Source organism: Borrelia puertoricensis (assembly GCF_023035875.1).
Classification (GTDB): domain Bacteria; phylum Spirochaetota; class Spirochaetia; order Borreliales; family Borreliaceae; genus Borrelia; species Borrelia puertoricensis.
The window spans coordinates 26,725-45,139 of sequence record NZ_CP075387.1 but is presented as its reverse complement, the minus strand read 5'-3'; the positions used below and the strand labels follow the sequence as shown (position 1 = coordinate 45,139).

The 18,415-nt window shown below is 29.3% G+C and carries 29 protein-coding genes; 23 read left to right on the top strand and 6 right to left on the bottom strand.

What is annotated here, in order from left to right; translation table 11 throughout:
- The first annotated feature begins 10 nt into the window (after positions 1 to 10).
- The 19 genes from bpuSUM_RS06340 to bpuSUM_RS06250 all read left to right on the top strand — a co-directional run bounded on the left by bpuSUM_RS06340 (position 11) and on the right by bpuSUM_RS06250 (position 11,151).
- Positions 11 to 406 (top strand): DUF3890 domain-containing protein, encoded by a 396-nt coding sequence (locus bpuSUM_RS06340; protein WP_247066938.1) that lies wholly within the window; start codon positions 11 to 13, stop codon positions 404 to 406.
- Positions 403 to 783 (top strand): DUF1506 family protein, encoded by a 381-nt coding sequence (locus bpuSUM_RS06335; RefSeq protein ID WP_247067095.1) that lies wholly within the window; start codon positions 403 to 405, stop codon positions 781 to 783. The genes bpuSUM_RS06340 and bpuSUM_RS06335 overlap by 4 nt, the downstream gene beginning before the upstream one ends.
- Positions 774 to 1,142 carry a hypothetical protein gene (locus bpuSUM_RS06330; protein ID WP_247067093.1) on the top strand — a complete coding sequence of 123 codons (369 nt, stop codon included), beginning with the start codon at positions 774 to 776 and terminating at the stop codon, positions 1,140 to 1,142. Before bpuSUM_RS06335 ends, bpuSUM_RS06330 begins: the two co-directional genes overlap by 10 nt.
- Entirely contained in the window at positions 1,139 to 1,684 is a 546-nt protein-coding gene (locus bpuSUM_RS06325) for a DUF764 family protein (RefSeq protein WP_247066934.1), read from the top strand. Before bpuSUM_RS06330 ends, bpuSUM_RS06325 begins: the two co-directional genes overlap by 4 nt.
- A complete protein-coding gene (locus bpuSUM_RS06320) occupies positions 1,685 to 2,812 on the top strand; it encodes a DUF787 family protein (protein WP_247067091.1) in 1,128 nt (375 codons plus the stop codon).
- A gap of 3 nt (positions 2,813 to 2,815) precedes the next feature.
- Complete coding sequence (locus bpuSUM_RS06315) at positions 2,816 to 3,235, top strand: DUF1463 family protein (protein WP_247066930.1); 420 nt, start codon at positions 2,816 to 2,818, stop codon at positions 3,233 to 3,235.
- A gap of 22 nt (positions 3,236 to 3,257) precedes the next feature.
- The gene (locus bpuSUM_RS06310) at positions 3,258 to 3,680 is read left to right on the top strand and encodes a DUF1473 family protein (RefSeq protein WP_247066929.1); all 423 of its coding nucleotides are present in this window, start codon (positions 3,258 to 3,260) and stop codon (positions 3,678 to 3,680) included.
- A 16-nt stretch (positions 3,681 to 3,696) separates the two neighbouring features.
- Positions 3,697 to 3,933 carry a DUF1322 family protein gene (locus bpuSUM_RS06305; RefSeq protein ID WP_025407617.1) on the top strand — a complete coding sequence of 79 codons (237 nt, stop codon included), beginning with the start codon at positions 3,697 to 3,699 and terminating at the stop codon, positions 3,931 to 3,933.
- Positions 3,930 to 5,114 carry a DUF759 family protein gene (locus bpuSUM_RS06300; RefSeq protein ID WP_247067089.1) on the top strand — a complete coding sequence of 395 codons (1,185 nt, stop codon included), beginning with the start codon at positions 3,930 to 3,932 and terminating at the stop codon, positions 5,112 to 5,114. The genes bpuSUM_RS06305 and bpuSUM_RS06300 overlap by 4 nt, the downstream gene beginning before the upstream one ends.
- Before the next feature lie 95 nt (positions 5,115 to 5,209).
- Positions 5,210 to 5,845 carry a DUF792 family protein gene (locus tag bpuSUM_RS06295; RefSeq protein ID WP_247066855.1) on the top strand — a complete coding sequence of 212 codons (636 nt, stop codon included), beginning with the start codon at positions 5,210 to 5,212 and terminating at the stop codon, positions 5,843 to 5,845.
- A 4-nt stretch (positions 5,846 to 5,849) separates the two neighbouring features.
- The gene (locus tag bpuSUM_RS06290; protein WP_247067087.1) at positions 5,850 to 6,824 is read left to right on the top strand and encodes a DUF693 family protein; all 975 of its coding nucleotides are present in this window, start codon (positions 5,850 to 5,852) and stop codon (positions 6,822 to 6,824) included.
- Between the two features lie 2 nt (positions 6,825 to 6,826).
- Positions 6,827 to 7,369 (top strand): DUF777 family protein, encoded by a 543-nt coding sequence (locus bpuSUM_RS06285; RefSeq protein ID WP_247067086.1) that lies wholly within the window; start codon positions 6,827 to 6,829, stop codon positions 7,367 to 7,369.
- A gap of 47 nt (positions 7,370 to 7,416) precedes the next feature.
- Complete coding sequence (locus bpuSUM_RS06280; protein ID WP_247066849.1) at positions 7,417 to 7,749, top strand: contractile injection system sheath initiator; 333 nt, start codon at positions 7,417 to 7,419, stop codon at positions 7,747 to 7,749.
- On the top strand, positions 7,746 to 8,627 hold the full coding sequence (locus bpuSUM_RS06275; RefSeq protein ID WP_247066919.1) for a DUF276 domain-containing protein: 882 nt from the start codon (positions 7,746 to 7,748) through the stop codon (positions 8,625 to 8,627). The genes bpuSUM_RS06280 and bpuSUM_RS06275 overlap by 4 nt, the downstream gene beginning before the upstream one ends.
- A 15-nt stretch (positions 8,628 to 8,642) precedes the next feature.
- Positions 8,643 to 9,248, top strand: coding sequence for a DUF735 family protein (locus bpuSUM_RS06270; protein ID WP_247067084.1), 606 nt, complete (start codon positions 8,643 to 8,645; stop codon positions 9,246 to 9,248).
- Between the two features lie 17 nt (positions 9,249 to 9,265).
- On the top strand, positions 9,266 to 10,183 hold the full coding sequence (locus bpuSUM_RS06265; RefSeq protein ID WP_247067082.1) for a DUF685 domain-containing protein: 918 nt from the start codon (positions 9,266 to 9,268) through the stop codon (positions 10,181 to 10,183).
- Between the two features lie 83 nt (positions 10,184 to 10,266).
- Positions 10,267 to 10,464, top strand: coding sequence for a BlyA family holin (locus tag bpuSUM_RS06260; protein WP_247067080.1), 198 nt, complete (start codon positions 10,267 to 10,269; stop codon positions 10,462 to 10,464).
- A complete protein-coding gene (locus bpuSUM_RS06255; protein ID WP_247067078.1) occupies positions 10,461 to 10,796 on the top strand; it encodes a BlyB family putative holin accessory protein in 336 nt (111 codons plus the stop codon). Before bpuSUM_RS06260 ends, bpuSUM_RS06255 begins: the two co-directional genes overlap by 4 nt.
- A gap of 1 nt (position 10,797) precedes the next feature.
- Positions 10,798 to 11,151, top strand: coding sequence for a BBA14 family lipoprotein (locus bpuSUM_RS06250; protein WP_247067069.1), 354 nt, complete (start codon positions 10,798 to 10,800; stop codon positions 11,149 to 11,151).
- Between the two features lie 57 nt (positions 11,152 to 11,208).
- On the opposite strand, the gene bpuSUM_RS06245 is transcribed toward bpuSUM_RS06250, so the two are convergent.
- The 6 genes from bpuSUM_RS06245 to bpuSUM_RS06220 form a co-directional block, all read right to left on the bottom strand.
- Complete coding sequence (locus tag bpuSUM_RS06245; RefSeq protein ID WP_247067067.1) at positions 11,209 to 12,282, bottom strand: ERF family protein; 1,074 nt, start codon at positions 12,280 to 12,282, stop codon at positions 11,209 to 11,211.
- Between the two features lie 312 nt (positions 12,283 to 12,594).
- Entirely contained in the window at positions 12,595 to 12,750 is a 156-nt protein-coding gene (bdr, locus tag bpuSUM_RS06240; RefSeq protein WP_247067065.1) for a Bdr family repetitive protein, read from the bottom strand.
- Positions 12,751 to 12,765: 15 nt separating this feature from the next.
- Positions 12,766 to 13,326, bottom strand: coding sequence for a chromosome replication/partitioning protein (locus bpuSUM_RS06235; RefSeq protein ID WP_247067063.1), 561 nt, complete (start codon positions 13,324 to 13,326; stop codon positions 12,766 to 12,768).
- Positions 13,327 to 13,364: 38 nt separating this feature from the next.
- Positions 13,365 to 14,129, bottom strand: coding sequence for a ParA family protein (locus bpuSUM_RS06230; protein WP_247067061.1), 765 nt, complete (start codon positions 14,127 to 14,129; stop codon positions 13,365 to 13,367).
- Positions 14,105 to 14,668: a DUF226 domain-containing protein gene (locus bpuSUM_RS06225; RefSeq protein ID WP_247067059.1), complete on the bottom strand. Its 564-nt coding sequence runs from the start codon at positions 14,666 to 14,668 to the stop codon at positions 14,105 to 14,107. Before bpuSUM_RS06225 ends, bpuSUM_RS06230 begins: the two co-directional genes overlap by 25 nt.
- 9 nt (positions 14,669 to 14,677) lie before the next feature.
- On the bottom strand, positions 14,678 to 15,775 hold the full coding sequence (locus bpuSUM_RS06220) for a plasmid maintenance protein (protein WP_247067057.1): 1,098 nt from the start codon (positions 15,773 to 15,775) through the stop codon (positions 14,678 to 14,680).
- 195 nt (positions 15,776 to 15,970) lie between these two features.
- Here bpuSUM_RS06220 and bpuSUM_RS06215 point away from each other — a divergent pair, with 195 nt between their 5' ends.
- The 4 genes from bpuSUM_RS06215 (at position 15,971) to bpuSUM_RS06200 (ending at position 18,398) form a co-directional block, all read left to right on the top strand.
- Positions 15,971 to 17,311 carry a DUF244 domain-containing protein gene (locus bpuSUM_RS06215; RefSeq protein WP_247067169.1) on the top strand — a complete coding sequence of 447 codons (1,341 nt, stop codon included), beginning with the start codon at positions 15,971 to 15,973 and terminating at the stop codon, positions 17,309 to 17,311.
- Between the two features lie 10 nt (positions 17,312 to 17,321).
- The gene (locus bpuSUM_RS06210) at positions 17,322 to 17,531 is read left to right on the top strand and encodes a hypothetical protein (RefSeq protein WP_247067167.1); all 210 of its coding nucleotides are present in this window, start codon (positions 17,322 to 17,324) and stop codon (positions 17,529 to 17,531) included.
- Positions 17,524 to 17,919 (top strand): single-stranded DNA-binding protein, encoded by a 396-nt coding sequence (locus tag bpuSUM_RS06205; RefSeq protein ID WP_430644660.1) that lies wholly within the window; start codon positions 17,524 to 17,526, stop codon positions 17,917 to 17,919. The genes bpuSUM_RS06210 and bpuSUM_RS06205 overlap by 8 nt, the downstream gene beginning before the upstream one ends.
- Before the next feature lie 62 nt (positions 17,920 to 17,981).
- Entirely contained in the window at positions 17,982 to 18,398 is a 417-nt protein-coding gene (locus tag bpuSUM_RS06200; protein WP_247067163.1) for a DUF261 family protein, read from the top strand.
- Positions 18,399 to 18,415 lie beyond the last annotated feature (17 nt).

Below are 18,415 nucleotides of genomic sequence, written 5' to 3'. Positions count from 1 at the left end.
AGGAGAAGATATGTCAGGCGAGCTTCAAACACTTCACAGTAAAGTCTTAAGTTTACTTAACTTAAATGAAGACATATTATCATTTACACAGTTTGAAACTTACACAGAATTACTTGAGATGATAATAATTACTGAAAGCATTGATGCTCGTATGCTTAGCTCCTCAAGTCTGATATTACTGCTTTGTTACTATATAGGCTGCAAGCTAAGTCAAGCAGGAGTAATACGTGAATTTGGCCTTGAGAGGATTAAAAATGAAAAGCTAAATGAGCTTGAAATTTCATATCATCCTGCTAGTAATGAGGCTAATACTAATTTAAGTTTTTGTAGACAGTTTGAATCGCTACTTGGTGCTCTAAAAAGCCAAACAAACATGCCCTCTTGTTGTATAGGATTTATAAAGTGATTAGTAACGTTAGAAATGGGTTTTCAAGACTAGCATCAAGAGTAATCTCTTACTTTCAAAATGAAGAGAATTTCAAACTTCACAAAGGTAATTACTCTAAGTGCGAGGAGTTAGCTTCTCATGAGATAATTTATGATAAGGGTAAGTTTAGCAAGTTTACAGGAGTACTCTTTAGTATCAAAGCTGATACACTTGAAAGTTTACCTAATATTAATCTTTATGATGTTAAATCACTTCATAAACTTTATACTACCTCTAGTCTAGAGTTTGAACTTAAAGATAGAATTTCAGCTCAAAGTACATTTTATGAAATTTTAAGTATCGACTCTAGTATTGGCTATCTTACTATGATTTTGAAGGAAGTAGAATGGAAGTAGAGATTGGTTGGTTTGATAAACGCAATGCTAAAATTGCAAGTCTTCATCAGATGGGTAGTAGCAAATTGCCTATAAGGTCACATCTTTATTCTGTAGCTGAGTCTTATGAATTTAGAGAGTATATAAATACACCTTATATAAGAACCTGTTTTCTTAAAAGTCCAAAAAAAGGCATGCAAGCAATAGGAGAAGCATTTATTACTTATTACACAAATTATGTCATGTCAAAAAAGGTAAAACCCGCACTATCTAGCAAGACAATTGACTTTAAGAGAGATAAAGGTTCGCATCATCCAGAAGTTACTCTAGTTGATACTGAAGAGATGATAAATTCTATTAGCTATAGGATAAATGAGTGATATTAAGTACAAAAGACATACATAAAAGCTTAATCTCGTATTTTAAAAATTTTAAAGAACGTACTTCTAAATTAGCTCTAAATTTAGATTTAATCAATACATACAATCATCCATACATGTCTAAATACACTCTTGAGTGTGCAAACATTATTGCAATTAAATTTGAAAATATGGATGACTTAACATTAGGCTCAAGAGCTGGTGCATTTTATAAGAATGTGAATGAGTTTGTCCTGAATTTTCAAATATTCATCTTAAGTCAGGTTATAAGCTCTAAAGAGAGAGATGCTTATTACACAATGTTTCAAATCTATAGTCTACTTAGTGATTTTATTTATGAGAATACTCATAAGGTAACGCTGCAAAGTGAAGATGAGCGGTACTTAACTGAACTTAATTTTTATATTTATCCTACAACAAATATGCAAAATAGTGGACTTGTTAAAATTGATTCTAATTATAGCAATGCTGCATATTGTTGCAATCAAGCTTTTAAAGCTAGTGTGCAAGTAATCGAACAACTAATTAAGGAGGAGAAGTAAATGCCGCAAGATACAATTAGTGTGAATTTGGTACATTCTAAATTAGATATAAATTATGTAAATTACTACACACCTTTACTTGTGTACAAATGTTCCAAAATTAAAGTTAACACCACAACGCCTAAGATTAAGATATTAAACTTAAATATAAATAGCTTTGAGAGACAAATTGACGTACTTGAGAAGGAAGGTAGTAATGGAGATGATGAATTTGGTAAAGAGAAGGAATACTTAAAGGGAGCAATCCAAGCATTCTTCTCAGCAGGTGATTCTGGACTTAAATCAGTTAAACTACTCATATATAAAGAAGGAACTGAATCAAAAGCAATAAAATCAGAGCTTAAAGACAATAGATATACATTTATTGTACTTATAAACACCTACGTAAATAACAGTGGTGGTGGTGATGGGCTTACCCTTTACAAAGATGATTATACACATTTTAAAGACGATAAGCACTTTTTTGTATTTGCAACAAAAGAATCTGAAGTAAAAGAGTTGTTTAAAGATGGTGCGAATTCTAAATCTAAAATTATTGTTATCCACTCACAAGGTGATGCACATCTTCACTTAAGATTTATATCTAAATACTTACATGAAGCTAGCATATTTCAAGCTGCTAATCCTTATGGACTCAAATTTAGCAGCTTGGAGCCTATTACTGATAATGATACAATTTCTAAACTTAGGAACGCGAATATTAATTTTTATGCACTGCTTAATGAGACTGGTCTTGATGGTGTTAAAGCTTTTAAAGAAGGAGTCACACTTGAAGGTGCTCCAATTGATGAAATTTTCACTTATCATTATATCAAATATGAACTTACATCACAGCTTATTAGAGTATGGAATTTTAATAACAGACAAAATAGTAAATTATCAGAATTGCAACTCTCAGGTAAGCGAGACAATGCTTACAGTGCGGCTGTTGAGTGTATGCTTAAACGTTTCATTGATAGGGGTGTAATTGTTGCGTACTCTAATCTTAAAACCCAAATATCACCAACACGAGAGCTAAAGCTTTTCTTATCAGTAGAGATTACTTATAACTACTCTATGAACGCAGTTCTTCTAAACATTACAGCACAAGATATACAAAATTACTTAAATAGCTTAAAGGAGACTTAAGAAATGACACAATGTTATGATTTAAGAAACATAGTTTTCTCTATTGGCGGCCATGAGATTCAAAGCGGTAAGTTAGAACTTACAAGTGAACCTACAACAAGAGCGGTAGCTAGCAGTGAAGATAGAGGAATGCCTATAGTTAGCTTTAGAGACCCTAGAACCATTGTTTTCATATTCAATATTGAGGTTTCAATTGGTACTTATGATTACAAACTCCTAACAAAGCTTTCAAAAGACCAATTTTATAACATATCCAAAAGTAAAAATGAAAGAATGTTAGATTTAGTATTCAATGACCTAGAAGACATCAAAATCATATCTAACTCTGCATTTTTTGCAGAAGAACCTTCAAGAAGTTACTCTGTTGAAGCTGAAAAAGTTACTTTTGAGATAAGAGCTGTTGGATGCACAGTTGACAATTAAATTTAATAATTAAGGAGGATTTGTGATTACACGTTACAAAATGAATATTTTAACTAAAAGTAAGACGCATACATTTGAAGTTAGAGTACTTCCTGTTTACAAGTGGGACTCTATATTAGGATTTTCACAAAGTGAAGGCATACATAAACTAAATGAAATTAAATACTTAAACGAAATTACTAATTTAATGATTAAACCTGGCTTTTTAGATGAATTTTATCTTATCTTAAATGAAAATAGAGAGTACATTACTTACTATAAAGAATATCTTCAAGCCATACTTTACTCAATTCAGTTTGATACATTCAAATCAGATCCTGACTTTAAGAGACCAAATTTAGTTTACTTAAGTCATTATCTAAATAATACTAGTGGCTTTATACAATTTGATTACATTGATGATAGTTGGAATTATGAAGAGATAATACAAAATATCAAAATATAGAAGGTATTTAAAATTTATGAAAAGCAGTAGTAATGAGTATATACAAGTATTACATGAAACTAAGCTTGAATATTTTAAGCTACTTGAAGAGATAAAACAAAACAAATATTTCTTTCCAATTATCATGGGTGTTTGCACTTTAAATGACGTCAAAACACTAAATTATAAAGATTTAATGGAAGTTAACAAAATATCTGAACTTAAACTTGAAAAGCAAATATTTGAAATGTTCCTTAGTAAAGGTGTATTATGAACACAACAAAATTTACAATTAAATTTAAAGGTGTACTTGATCACGCATCAACTCGCAAATCTTTAGAGAGCGACATTTCTAAACTAGAACGTTTAATTAAACCTAAGCGATCACATCTAAAGAGTACTAAGGATATATTAAAACACAATTTATATGAGAAGAAACGTGAACTATCTAAACAAAACAAATATGAACGTTTAAGGGAGGGTGTAGAAAAGTTTAGACTCAGTGAGACTAAAAAACTCATTAAGCTTGGATACACATTTGAAAACGCTAGGCGAAAAGCATTCAAGCATTCCTTAATGTCAACTAAAGAGCTAAGACGACTAGAATATGAAGATTTGAAACGTGGAGGGCACAAAGAAATAGCACTTAACAAAACCGTTCAAAGTAGTATTCTTAAAGGCGCTAGTATTTTAAAAATCGCTGCTGGGACTGCTCTTGGAAATGCTGTTAGTAGTGGTGCTTCGGGAATATTTAGTTATGCTAAGAAATCTTTAGAAGACAATGCAAAATTAAGTAAAACACATTCAATTACTTCAAAAGTATTTACAGAAGGTGAGAAGAAATCACTAAGTGGTATGCTTAAAGGAATTTCCGGATTTGAAAGGGATTTAGAGAGAGAAGATTTCCTAAACTTGGCTGGGATAATTAGAAAAGAACTTGTATTTTTAGGTCAAAACAATGAAAGTAATCTTAAAAAGGCAGTAGAATTTGCTGCAAAGCTTAAATCTACTGGGGTTGTTGATGATACTAACTCGGCTACCAAAGCAGTAGTAGAATTCTTGCAAGGTAAAAGCGGTCCTCTTTATGACATTATGAGCTCATTTAAAGAGTTTACTGGTAAATATAATGAACGAGCCGCAATGGAATATGACATACTAGCACCAGGCCAGGCCCTTGATTACAGAAGTCATAAACTAAAGGAAGTAATTAACGATTGGAACTCACTTAAATTTCCTACTTACTCAAGCTCGAGCGAAGAGGCTAAAAGTAGCTTAGAAAAGCTTAATGACACAGGTTCAAAACTTACTGCCAAGGTATTAGAACCGTTAGTTACTTCTTTAAACAAAATACTCGATTGGGCTTTAACGTTTAATTTTCAAACACATGTTACCGACCCTTTAATAAAGGGCATTAAAAGTATTTTTTTCTCTAGACGCATTAATTGCAAGACTTAAAGCAATACTTCCTAAATTTTTAGGCGGAGATGGTGGTAAGAGTCTTGATAAACTTAAAACAGAAGAAGATTCAAGTATAAGGACACCTTAAATATATGATATCACAATTTACAACTGATTTTACTTATAAATACAAAGACACAGCACCCCTAAAGGCAACCCTAGACCCTTTAAATCTTACACCATCACAAATAACAAATATTCTTAAAGAAACATTTAATGAAATCTCTACTGTGTTTATGGCATATAATTTCTTAAGTTTATGTCCAAGGATGGACTTTAAAGGACTTGGATATGTCCCTCAAGGGTTCTTCATTTTACCTAAAAGTGAACTAATTAGCACAACTTACACCACAACATGTTCAAAACGTCCTGTAATTGACTATTATACACGTAAAGCTGAATATGTAAGCTACAATCCAACTTTTACTGGCGAAGTTATCACACTAAATAATGCTGTATTAACTAGTGCTTATAAGGAACTGCTTAATTTTTCAACCAGTACGGCTTTTGGAAAGTTAATTTTTCCTCATACTAGTAATTTAGCAAAACAACAACTGGTTAACAGAGTGCAAGAGAGTGTACCATTTAGCCTCTACAGCCCAACTCTAGGGTTTAGAAGCATAGTTGCAATTACATCTCTTACCCTTAAAGACACAGTATACCTTGATGAGGTTGAAATTAGTCTCACATTAGAAGTTCTTAAAACATTTAATGTATATAAAGGATAAGGAAATGGATCTCAGGCTTATCAAATACGACTTTAAAATCGAATTTTATAACCTAAGTCAAACTAGCACATCAGAAGAAAAACCTAAAATCATAATTAAAACTGAAGACGGTATACACATTGACATATCAATATCTGATATTTACTCAAGCAATAATTATGTGTGTGCAAAGAGAAGCAAGCTAACTCTTTGGAACTTATCTCTTGATTTTACTCGTAATGTAAATGAAGGAGATATTGTAAAGATATTTTATAAAAAATTTGCTGACTCTAGAGATTATGATTTTATTATGTCAGGGTATTTAGGTGTTCCTATGAGTACTGATTATGATACTGGTGATTTTAGTGTTGATCTTGAAGTTCATCTGTCAACAAAAAGTAATTATTTCAATCGCAAACTTGACATAAATCAATTTCAAGGCATGAGTGTAGAGAATGCCATCTCTATAGCATTTCCTAATAGACATATAATCAATATGAGTTATGCTGATAGAACAAAAATTATAGATGAGAGTTTTTGTGCAAATACTCCTCTTGAGTTTATTGAAAAGATAACTAAAAAGTATGTTCAAAGTGTTAGAACAGATATTATACCTAAAGATCAAAGACAAATTATTAAAGAATCAACTCTAGGACTTGAGCATGTTGAGTGTAATTATATCTTTACTAACGCAACACCTGAAGCTGGACATACAAATTATTTACTACTTGAAGATTTTGGTCTTCACTTTATCCCGCAACAAGAAATTGCTATCGGAAGTACCCGCAATATAAGACTTATATATTGGAATGCCAAGATTATGTATACACACAAACTAAAAGTTGGTGATAGGGTCAAATTTCTAGACTCTCTGGGGAGTGAAGTTAAGAGTAGCATTATAGAGACTAGTGCTGCTTTAAGCAATACTGGTGAGTGCTCACTTACCTTGAAGCTTTATGATGACTCTAATTATTTAAATATCAAAGGAGAAGCTAAATAAATATGAACTTGAATTATGAAATATACAGAATGAATAGCCAAATGAAAGGTTCAGCACTAACACAAGAAGAGATCAAACTATGGATTTACAGAAACATCTTTATCTCTAGGCTAGGAATAATTAAATCTTTCAACCCCTCTACACAAGAAGGTGTAGTTTTACTCTCTGGAGAGACAGATTTAGAGATTAAAACACGAAATATATCAAATATGCACTTTAATCTTAGCGAAGGTGAGAGTGTTATCCTTCTTCAAAGTAGTATTAACCTTTTTAATGAGGATGATGATAATTATTTTGATAAAAACTATTTCTATATTCTAAAGCCTATTAATATGCAAAATGCTACTATCAAAGTTAATGACTTTGCAATTGACATACAACACCCAATAGACATTAAAGCTAATAATACAAGTTTAAAGGCAGTACTAGAAGAGATTGTCTCTTGTCTATACAATTTAAGGGTTACTGGACAATCAGTCGTTGATCCTAGTTTTTACAGTAATCTTACAAAGATTACAACTAAGATAAATATGTTACTTAAATAGGTTTTTGTTAAATTAAACAATATACTTGCTAACTTGAGGGTTAGACATTGGATTTACAAATTGACAATCAATTTAATTCTGTCTTTAATGAGGACTTAGCATTAATTAATGGAATAAACGAACAAAAGCAACGTTTATTTATTTTCCTTAAAACTCCAAAGGGTAGTATTAAAAATGCTCCTAATTGGGGATTTGATTATGATTTAGCTTTAAGATTTGCTAAGGTAAGCTCTTTAACACAAATTAAAACTTACCTTTCAAATATTATACAAGACCTAAAGATTGACGCTATCAACATTGAAACAACGATTATAAATAAAAAATTAAACATTACATTTGAATTTGCAAACGACACCCTAGATATGGAGATTTGCATATGAGTATTCTCTTTGATCCTGACTTTGGAACTTTAAAACAGGATATACAACAAATAATTAATACCAAACGTGAATATTTAAAAGACATGTATGGAATTACAATTAATAATGACCCCACATCAATTTACAATATCATTGCAAGCTCACTTGCAATAAAAGAATATGAACTTATAGGTGAGGTTAACAAATTATTCTCTCTTCTTAAACCAGATGCTCCTTATTGGAGAGAGATACAAAAACATATAAGCATTAAAAGTACTACCTATGATGCTATAAAGAGTGCATTACTAAATCTTAATGGAATTAGTAATGTCAATATTAAAAGCACAGCCGGAAAGGCTAGTATTTACCTAATATTAGATGACTTGATGATGAGTGAAGATAAGAGTCAAATTACAAACTCTAATCTTAAAGCATTAATTTGGGAGACACTTTATCTTACATGTCCTGTTGGTACAGTTTTTGAAGGCGATATTCTCATAGATGGAATTAATAGCCAAAACCAAAAAATTGATTACAAAGTATCAATTGGCAAACGCAAGTACGCATATCTTAAGAGTAAATACAAAGTCAATCTTGAAAATCACATATATTTGAACATTGACTCTAAAATTAGAGAAATTTATACTCGAATTAAAAATAATAACTACACAGATATGGGAATCAGTTTTGAATATCAAGATTTCTTTGCTCCTGTTAATGAAATTAAAGGTGTTCATTGCATTGACATCTCCATTGCTATAAAAGATAACCTGGAGGTAAAAATTACTGATATTAATACAAGTGAGTTCAAGCAAAATGAGAATATTCAAATTCAAGCAAATGAAATTTTAGATCTCAACTTTAATGCTGATCGCTTGCTAATTGATATCTCTTCATAAAAAAAAGGATAGATTATGGTAAATATACCTACATTTCTTAAAGACACCCAAGTTGAAAAAATAATAAATACTGAACTGGTGTTTATAAATAAAATCATAAAAGAAATTAAAGAGCTTATTGCTAATTTTGAAGATACTCATGCTAGCGAGCATTTAAATTCAAGATTCATAGCGTTTTGGTTATCTGATATACTACAAATTATTTACTCAACCAACCAAACACTTGACACACTTGCTAAAAATATTGATAGTGTGCTGTTTGCTCTACGTCATATTGGAACACATGAATCATTTATAAAACTATTTAAGGCTTTTCTTAATGTTGATATTGTGCCTACTACCTTAGAACCTGGTGTTATTAATATCAAACTTAAGAGTCATATTAAAACTAATGTTATCGTATTTATTGTAGGTAGTACTCCAAAAGCCACCCCATATAAAAAAATTATATTCAGGACTAAAGAGAATGGGCAAATCTTTAAAAAAGCTTGGACTATGACCTTGCTTCCTAAAGGATATGAGCATTCAATTTATGCATTTATCAAAAAACTGATTCCCATTGGAAGGGTACTTAAGATACAAAACCATGAGGGTAAGTTCGTCAGAGAATTTAAAGGATAATAATTTAAGGAGATTTTATGTCAACTCAAGCACAAGAGAGTGTTGTAAAACACGATGATACAATTGAGATTAAAAATCTAAATAAAGTAACCAAACTTGAACCTACTAATCTTTTGGTTCTAGATGATGGGTTTTCTAGTTGTCATGCCATTACTCTTGATAACTTCCATAAAGACTTACATACAAAAATATTTATTGATGATGGCGATCGAAAGAATGATTTCAAACAAGTTATCAAAACACTAATTGCCAATGAATTACTAGGTGACTCCAACTTTATAAACCAAGTTTATAGTCAAGTACTTACCAAATTTTTAAATGATGACTCTAGTAGTATTTCAAAGACATATAGTAAAGTTGTAGAAAAACTTAACAATAATGAATCTAGTGTTATGGACAGTATTATAAGTAAAGTTACAAATAAATTTGAATCTAACTTACCTGAAGATAATTTAAGCAAAAGTCATTACCTTATAGGACTTTACTACTCTAGTTTAAAGAAAATCCCAGTACAAGAATATCTAACTGGTATTAGTAATAGTTTTAGTGTAAGTAGTACTACTACAATAAGAGCAACTAGTTATAATAGTAGTGACGATTATTATAGAAACACTGTGTACATGTCTAGTTTAAAATATGGACGTTATGTTTTTAAACTTGGATCCACATCCACATCTAACCATGAAGAAATTATTATACAAACAGACAGTTCATATGATGATACTCCTATATATTTAATTGTAAAAGTTGATGCAATCTCTAATTCAACTGCTCAATCTAACAAAGAAGTAAGCATAAAATATAGCTATTCTTCAAAACGAACCCTATTTAGGCTTGCAAGTGTACACGGCGGTACAGGTTTTAATGGAAATATTTTAGAGGGTTGGTATATGCAAAAGAATGTGAGTGGCTCTCCTTTACTTGTGAAGCTATAATTTTTTATTTGTATTTTTTACCTTAGTTTTTGATATATTGATATATAGTTGTATCTACCAAATTAAATTAAAGGAGAGACAAATTGAATGAACTTGATAATAATTTATTAAATTTTTTACTTCAACTAATTAACATCAATGAAGTTAAGTTAGTTATTATTGCTGCATTTATCTTAAGTCTTGGGCTGATTTTCAAGCCAGCAATTAAAGATATACTAACTATTTTAGCTAGTAAGATAAAAACACGTGTTAAAGACACAGATAAAGGAGAAGACTTATGAAATTAAGCACTGCTAAATTAAGTGTTGATATTTTAAATAACTTTACCGAAATTATTAAAAATAATCATCACGGGAAAAATACTGCTACTTACATCAACATTTTTACTAAAGTGGTTAATTATTTTTACGCTCTATATGAGGCTAGCATATACCAAATGGAAGGGAGGGAGGCTATTAAACTACTTTCTGAAATTGAGGAGATACTAAGGATTAACATTGAAATTATAGAAAATTCTATTGACTCTGATGAGCTTTCAAAATACACATCTCAACTTAGAGCTAAACGTAACAAGATAATGAGTACTTACATCAAAATGTTAAAGGAGGCATAATTTGAGCAAATTTATAAAATTGACCCTCTCAACACTTATTCTCTCATGTACATCCATAGCATCACTAACTGAAGAACCAACACCACCTAAAACACACACTATTAAAGAACTTAGTGTCTATGAAGCTAAGTTATCTGATTATGTTATGTACTTACAAGTATTCTTAACTAGAACAAAGAAAAAGGTTAATGACCCAAAGTATCCTAAGTTTACTTATTTTGACGCATCAACACTGAAATATGAGAGTACAATTGATAATTTAATGTTTAACATCAATTTGTTTCAAGAATATATCAGTATAACTAAACCCATTGTCCAAATGGTGTATAGGAAATATTCAAAATTACAAAATTAAATAAAAAAGAGAGGTTTTTATCTTAAGGCCTCTCTTTAAATGGAATAGAGATTATACTTAATTATTACATAGATATCCAAAATTATCATCACTAGCTATATATCCAAATAATTTGAGTGGACTCTGGCCATATTTTGACTCTCTGCAGGCTAAAAATTTAGAAAAACCTTCAATTACTTCTGGATCAGACTTTGTTCTCTTTAAATAACTATTTATAAGATCTCTCCAATAATCTATAGTCTTAAGCTCTGGTTTAGTTTCAAAAAACTCAAGTATACTCGAATCATCAGCATTATTTAATTGCAGTAAAAACTTATCTATTGTTTCTAAACTATCAAAAGGTGTATGATCTAATACCGAATGCATTCTTTTAGATGCTTGAAGTAAATTTTGGTAATAATGATACTTAACGGGTATACGTTTAGGCAGCTTATCAAGACTAGTTACAGATTTGTGACTTACAGGTGGCTGTTTTGTTTCACCTTTAGTTACTCTTTTAGTATTAACAGTTTTATCTCTCTTTAGAGAATTTACAAGTGGAACATTTACACTACTGGCTAATTCCTCATTAGCTCCTTGAATATGCTCCAATGAACTAGCATCGGTGTCAACTTCACTCTCTATTGATAGGTATCCTACAAGAGCATATCTTTTATGATATGTTATGCATGAACCTACAAGTTGCGATAAAGTATTTTGATTCTTTGCCCCTAGAGAAGAAAATTCTTCTGTGTAAATTGGAGTATCAAATGACTCGCTATACCCACTACTTGGACTGTAAAATGTTGTTGTAATAACATTAATTGTATTATTTCCCACAACTTTAAATGTTGGACATTGCAGGAAATCAATATCTAAATTGTTACTCTTTATAACATTCTTTATCTCTCTGATTATCTCATTGAAATTTTGATATTTATACCCATATCCATTAAGATTCTTAGCAACACCACTTAAATTCATACGTAGACTGTATAGAGATTTTAGAAAGTTTACCCTTGCTTGATTCTCATCAGTTACTAAAGCTTGATTATTTACTCTTATATCTGTTACTTTTATCTTTTGTTTACCCAGTTTCTTAACTGATCTGCGCATTTTGGTTTTTGTATTTTTAACTTTATTTTTTGTCATATTTAAACTCCTTACTTATTAGGTTTTATAAATAAGATAATACAGTAAGAAATTGTTTTTGTCAATATTTTTGTTGAAATATTATAGAATTGAATTATCGAGATAGAAAATAAAAACTTAAGTCTTTGTTATCATTTTTTTCAAAAAAACGATAACAAAGACTTAAGAATCTTTGAAAAACACCTAATAAAATCGGAGTCTATACACAAATAGACCTCAATAATGTCATTACTATATATCAAATCCAAAATAATGTCAATTCATTTACTCTTTTACTGCTCAATATAATTATTCTTTTTCCAAAAAAATTTATTATTTTAATAAGTTTACCTTTTCCCTTAAAACTTCAAAATTAGAATTATCATTATGAAGTAAAATAAAATCCACAGCTTCTTCAGTAAATCCCTTATCTAAGAACCCCTTCCTTAAATCTTCTGTTCTATATATCTTATATGATAAATTACTCATAAGTACTCCTTATACCTAACCTTTTAAACTTTTAAATTTCTTCATAAACTCTTCTAGTAAATCTTTTTTACTTGAAAAAATTTCATCTAAAATGAATGCTGTCAATTTCGCATTTTTTTTATAAAAATCATAACTCTCTTGTTTTTTTAGTTGAAATCTTAATGGTTTTATTGGATTTTCTCTTGAAATATTTTTATCCATATCAAACTTTTTAATTCTTTTATACGCCTCTCTAAATCCAAATTGCTTAATTTCCTCTATTTTTAAATCACCTGATAATACTCTTTTGTAAAGCCGCAAATATAAGAATGCTTGACTTCTTGCTATGACAAATTTTTCAAGAAAATCTTCAAACTTCTTGTATCCATCAAGTTGATAAAGTTTCTTCATTCTTATTTTATATAAAATTTCCATTAATTCAATTTTATTGCCTATATCACTTACAGTAATTCTTCTTATTTGATTTTTATAACCTTCATATTCTATTTCATCATCTTTATCATCACCTCTTTCAAATTGATTAATACTAGTTTTTCTGCTGTTTAAAACAATTTCCTTTTTCTGAATTTTAGACATTGTTCCCTCCTTTATTTTTCAAATGTTATAAAAGTACGCTAGCGTACTTTTACTATTTTCTCCAAAGCTTCCTGAGCCTCTTTGTAATATATTGCTTGCATATCAGGTTCTTTTAACTCATTAATTAAAATTTTAATACTGTTAAGACTATGAATTTTACCTTTAATAAACATTCCATAATTTTTTAATACCAGTTCTTCTATATCTTTGAAAGTATTTCTATTTTTAACAAACTGATTTTCTACTATTGAAACATCTATTTTTTTGTTTTTAAAAATGTTAACTTCTTCTATTGCATCCATTAGCATAGGAAATGCTTCAACAGACCACCTTTCGAGTTGAACAGGTATTATAACTTTATCTGTAACATTTAAAGCATTGTATAGTAAAGGACTCAAACTAGGAGGTGTATCAATCATTATATAATCAAAATTATTATTAGATAAAATCTTGATTATGCAATGTTCTAATAATTGTTCTTTATACCTTTCATCCTCTTGTTCAAATTTGCACAAAATTGGATGAGAAGGTATAATAAACATTTGACTACTTATCTTATTTAAATATTTATTTAGGTTAGAATTTCTGTATTCTTTAAGCATATAATATACATTGACACCCTCAATACTTTTTATATACTTGATGAAATAGCTAGTTAAACTGTTTTGAGGATCTAAATCAACCAATAAAACTTTTTTATTAAAATTTTTCAAAATGTGACTGAAAATAACTGCTAGTACACTTTTACCAACGCCACCCTTAATTGATGCTATTGTTATTATTTCTGGTTTTTTTTTATCCATTTTTCTATAAAACCTCCTTCTGGTAACTTCTTCCCGTAAAATTCATATACTTCTTTCTCTAGTTTTGAAATATTTTCAATTAAAGATTGATAATATTTTGTATCTAATTTATCTTTCCTAATTAAACGAGATATCCCTTTAATATAACAACAAACACTACCTTTTTTAAATCTAAATTCTATGTAATAAACTTTTGAAAATGAAGTTGTTTTAACAATTCCATTTTCCTCATACTTTTTCACAATATTCTGTATCGGTTTCCTATATCCGTAATAAATGCCTAAAAATTTATCATCTCCTTTTATAGAAAATAAATTAAAAGGTGTTATTTTTGATTGATTAAATAGCCCTCTAAATGAAATAAAGAATTTATCCTTTTGTCTTTCATCAACTCCAAACGCATAGAAATCATTCATTATCTTTGTGTGATATATTGTTTTGTTATCAATTTTCTCTATTTTTGTAAAAAGACCTCTATTTTTGACTTCATCCTTAATTTCTAACTTTTTCTCTTTAAGGCGTTCTAATACACTCTCCATAACTAATCCTTAACTAGTAATTTTTTTAGATTCCCCTAATTGTAAATTATCTTTATTATCTTCCATTAACTCTAAAAGTTCACAGTAGTAATGGTTACTAAATACCTTGCTATATTCTAATTTGTCCTGCTTGCTTAAATAATTCTTTAATATTGGTACTAAAACCGATGTGTCTATTTTATGCCTTAACTGATCAAGAAGTATGCTAAAGATGTTATTCCTAATATCTTTTTTATCTTCTTTTATATTTGTTTTAACATATGCTACTGTTTTTTTAAGTCTTTCTACTATCTTCTTTAAATCATTGTATTTATCTTTTTCTATGATAAAGTGGGGTTTGTTTTTATATTGTTCATACACATTTTGTATTTGGTTCTCTAATTGTTTGCTGTCATATCCCTCATCTTTTAGATTATTTTTTGTCTCATCTAATACCTTACTTAATTCTTGTTGTTTGCTTTTAAGTTTACTGTTATTTGATTTAATCCTGTCTATGTGTTTATACACATTATTTTCAGCTATTTTGATGGCTTTAAATGATTGAATTTTAAAATCTTTATCCATTTCTAAATTCAAAATAGAAAGGAAAGCATTTGATTTAAAATTGCATTTTTTAGCATATTTTTCTACTTGTAATTTTTCTATGAATTTTATGTTTTTCTTATCTTCTTTTTTATTATTATAGTTATTATTAAAACACTCCGCTTTTTCTACATTCTCCTTTTTATTACAAGTTTTTGTATGATATGTACTTACACGTTTTTGAAATCTTTCTTCTTTTTTATCTCTAAAGTGTTTATTGATTATAAAGTGACATTCTTTTTTAGAGTATTTAAGTTTGTAATGAACTTCAGTTCCCATGTTAACACCCAAGTGTTTGTGATAATTAATTGTTACTTTAAATACTTTTTCTAATTTATAAAGATATTTTTGAAATGTTTTAAGAGTAGTTTCTTTATGACCATTGCGTTTTAAGTTTCCATTAAAGTAGTAAAGTAGATTGCTTTGTGTGTATTTTTTATGTTTATTATTGATATAGTCAATTGTTGATATTGCTACTATTAGTTTGTGTTGGTATTTGTTGGTAGTCTTTTTTGTGCTTTTCATATTAAGCTCCTGTTATTTATTAGGTTTATTATTGATATTCAATCATAACTCAATAGTTATTAGAAAGTAAACCTATTTATAATAAAAATATATTTTTGTAAAATTTAACAAAAATAATATAGCAAAATTTTTGGCAAAAACAATTTTTTGCTATATTATTTTGTTTATAAAACCTAATATATAAGGAGTTTAAATATGACAAATATGACAAAAATAAATAATTCAGGATCAGAGGAAGGGATGCAACAATTTGATTTGTACGGACAAATGGTGTTTAAGGGTTTTGAATCTTTTGCATATCAGAGTCAAGAAAATCTTAAAGGTAAACAAAAACAGTTAAGTAAAATAAGCAAGATAGGACGTAAGATACCTAATATTAACAAGAATGAGTATTTTAAGTTTAATAGTAAGGTTGACTTTAGTATGCAAAGAAGAGCTTTACACAGGGTAGGAGCTAGTGAAGTTGGTAGTCTGTTTATGGGAGCTGATTCTTTAGAAGAGATGTTTATCGTAAGAATTCTTAAATCAATAGGAAGGGAAATACCATTTGAAGAAAATTTGAGTATTAAAAAAGGAAAGGCTTTAGAGAATTTAATAATTGACGAATTTGTAAAAACTTATGATAAGAATATTCATATATTACATAAAAATAAATATTCAAACGGTATTGATAAATATAATTACTTTAAAAAAGTTGAGGGCTGTGAGACATTAGTTGGTGCTACAATTGATGCTTGGTTTGTTAATGGGGAAGGTGATGCTGAACTTTTAGAGACAAAATGCAGCGATTCATTTCAAATACAATGCGGTGCTTCTGAATATAATAGAATTGGTAATTTTCTAGATAATAAATATTTCTTTAAGTATTACGTACAAGTACAGATGCAACTCTTATGTACGGGATTGAAAAAAGGAAACTTATTCTTTTTATTTGGTGGAGATACTACAAACTGTGTTATTGAAAGAGACGATGCATTTATAGCAAAGATTATGTTTTATATGGTGGCTTTTAATGTTGAGATTAACAACGCTCTTAAGTATATGAGAAGCTATAATGATATTGAGAGTGCAAGTAATGAAGAGTTGGTTGAGAGAATAAAATCATTTTTAAATAAAAGTGAATTTTATAATACCTTGGCACAATTAGACTTTAGACAAGAATTTCTTAAGTTTGTTAAGTTGACAAATCTAGAAGTTGAGAATGAGCTTGGTTTAAAAAATGATATTTTTATTTTAAATAAAATGGTTGAGCATATCAGTAAAGTTGAATCTGAGAAAGCAAAAGAAGCTGAGGAGATTACCAAAGTAGTTAAATTAAAAGTAAAAAGAAAAATTCAAGATATGATGAGGACTTATTCAATTATTGATAATATCTATTATAATTTTGAAGGAATTTTATTCTCGTTAAACATGAGAAAAAGAGCCATTAAAGATAGGTTTAAGGTGTTTAGTGATAGTTATACACAAGTGAATGGGCTTTCTAATTTTAGTAGTAATTCAAATGAATGGTCTACACCTATTTTAAAAGCTGTTTAAGGGTACCTTTATGAGATTTATGTTTATGGTTTTATTTGTAGTAATTACTTACAAGATTTTAAGATTTTTATGTAAGTTTGGTGTGAGAATTATAAAGAATCTCTTTCAAGCTTATTATGCAAGACGAGAATTTTTAGAAAATCTTGAGAGACTTGATTGTGATTTAAGACGTATGGAAATGTTAAGTAGGCTTCATGATGAGGAGAGTTCTGGTGTTTGATATTAACTCGTTAAGTATGTCTGGTCGTTTAACAAGAAACTGTGAGGTTATTTATACTAGTAATAGTTTTCCTATATTAAAATTTACACTAGCTAATAATAGAGGTGTAAAGAAGAATAACTGTGTGACAAGACAGGCTCAATTTTTTGACTGTGTGATTTTTGGAGCTAGAGCTGAGAGTCTTGCTGCTTTACTTAAACGAGGGGTTCAAGTTGTACTTAGTGGAGCCCTATCTTATTCAAGTTGGAATGATAAGCGTACAGGTGAGGGTAAGAGTAAATACAGTATTTTGGTAAATGATATTTGCGTCTTAAACTCATCAATTAAAACACAAGATATTAATGAGAGTAAGCTTGAAGATGAGTTTTATGAAGATATTCCTTTTTAGTATCTATATTTAAGTTAAGGGGTGGGTAGTTAAAAAAATAAAGATTGTAAGTGAGATTATATATGAAAATAACGCAAAATAACCCAAATTTAGTCTCAGCAGTACGTCAGTGGGGATGTTACTTTTTATCTCTTCATTATTACGTATCAGTTTTTAAAAAGTTGCAGTTTAGTGTTCTTGATATAAATAGGAATTATCATAACTTTGTTAAGTCAGGGTGTATGAGAAGTAATTGTTATATTCTAAATCCATGCGCTGTGCTGAGACGGTTTGATATCAGTGCAAGTGTGAGGTGGGAGGGACCTGCTTACAGATGTTTAGATGGAGAATTTGAGATAAGTGAAGTTAAAATAAAAAATACACCAGGATATCATTTTATAGCAACTAATTTGTCATCTGTGCTTTATGATTCACTGACACTTAAAGAGCGGGGAGTTGAATATGAGATTACATCAAGGAGAATATTTAAGAAATATTGAAACTACTAAGTAGAGAA

Excerpts from the sequence above, each read along its gene's own strand:
- bpuSUM_RS06295 (WP_247066855.1), top strand. The coding sequence starts at position 5,210 with ATGATATCACAATTTACAACTGATTTTACTTATAAATACAAAGACACA.
- bpuSUM_RS06265 (WP_247067082.1), top strand. The coding sequence starts at position 9,266 with ATGTCAACTCAAGCACAAGAGAGTGTTGTAAAACACGATGATACAATT.
- bpuSUM_RS06255 (WP_247067078.1), top strand. The coding sequence starts at position 10,461 with ATGAAATTAAGCACTGCTAAATTAAGTGTTGATATTTTAAATAACTTT.
- bpuSUM_RS06215 (WP_247067169.1), top strand. The coding sequence starts at position 15,971 with ATGACAAATATGACAAAAATAAATAATTCAGGATCAGAGGAAGGGATG.
- bdr (WP_247067065.1), bottom strand. The coding sequence starts at position 12,750 with ATGAGTAATTTATCATATAAGATATATAGAACAGAAGATTTAAGGAAG.
- bpuSUM_RS06285 (WP_247067086.1), top strand. The coding sequence starts at position 6,827 with ATGAACTTGAATTATGAAATATACAGAATGAATAGCCAAATGAAAGGT.
- bpuSUM_RS06200 (WP_247067163.1), top strand. The coding sequence starts at position 17,982 with ATGAAAATAACGCAAAATAACCCAAATTTAGTCTCAGCAGTACGTCAG.
- bpuSUM_RS06235 (WP_247067063.1), bottom strand. The coding sequence starts at position 13,326 with ATGTCTAAAATTCAGAAAAAGGAAATTGTTTTAAACAGCAGAAAAACT.
- bpuSUM_RS06225 (WP_247067059.1), bottom strand. The coding sequence starts at position 14,668 with ATGGAGAGTGTATTAGAACGCCTTAAAGAGAAAAAGTTAGAAATTAAG.
- bpuSUM_RS06330 (WP_247067093.1), top strand. The coding sequence starts at position 774 with ATGGAAGTAGAGATTGGTTGGTTTGATAAACGCAATGCTAAAATTGCA.
- bpuSUM_RS06245 (WP_247067067.1), bottom strand. The coding sequence starts at position 12,282 with ATGACAAAAAATAAAGTTAAAAATACAAAAACCAAAATGCGCAGATCA.
- bpuSUM_RS06270 (WP_247067084.1), top strand. The coding sequence starts at position 8,643 with ATGGTAAATATACCTACATTTCTTAAAGACACCCAAGTTGAAAAAATA.
- bpuSUM_RS06230 (WP_247067061.1), bottom strand. The coding sequence starts at position 14,129 with ATGGATAAAAAAAAACCAGAAATAATAACAATAGCATCAATTAAGGGT.
- bpuSUM_RS06320 (WP_247067091.1), top strand. The coding sequence starts at position 1,685 with ATGCCGCAAGATACAATTAGTGTGAATTTGGTACATTCTAAATTAGAT.
- bpuSUM_RS06275 (WP_247066919.1), top strand. The coding sequence starts at position 7,746 with ATGAGTATTCTCTTTGATCCTGACTTTGGAACTTTAAAACAGGATATA.
- bpuSUM_RS06340 (WP_247066938.1), top strand. The coding sequence starts at position 11 with ATGTCAGGCGAGCTTCAAACACTTCACAGTAAAGTCTTAAGTTTACTT.
- bpuSUM_RS06290 (WP_247067087.1), top strand. The coding sequence starts at position 5,850 with ATGGATCTCAGGCTTATCAAATACGACTTTAAAATCGAATTTTATAAC.
- bpuSUM_RS06220 (WP_247067057.1), bottom strand. The coding sequence starts at position 15,775 with ATGAAAAGCACAAAAAAGACTACCAACAAATACCAACACAAACTAATA.
- bpuSUM_RS06315 (WP_247066930.1), top strand. The coding sequence starts at position 2,816 with ATGACACAATGTTATGATTTAAGAAACATAGTTTTCTCTATTGGCGGC.
- bpuSUM_RS06210 (WP_247067167.1), top strand. The coding sequence starts at position 17,322 with ATGAGATTTATGTTTATGGTTTTATTTGTAGTAATTACTTACAAGATT.
- bpuSUM_RS06305 (WP_025407617.1), top strand. The coding sequence starts at position 3,697 with ATGAAAAGCAGTAGTAATGAGTATATACAAGTATTACATGAAACTAAG.
- bpuSUM_RS06300 (WP_247067089.1), top strand. The coding sequence starts at position 3,930 with ATGAACACAACAAAATTTACAATTAAATTTAAAGGTGTACTTGATCAC.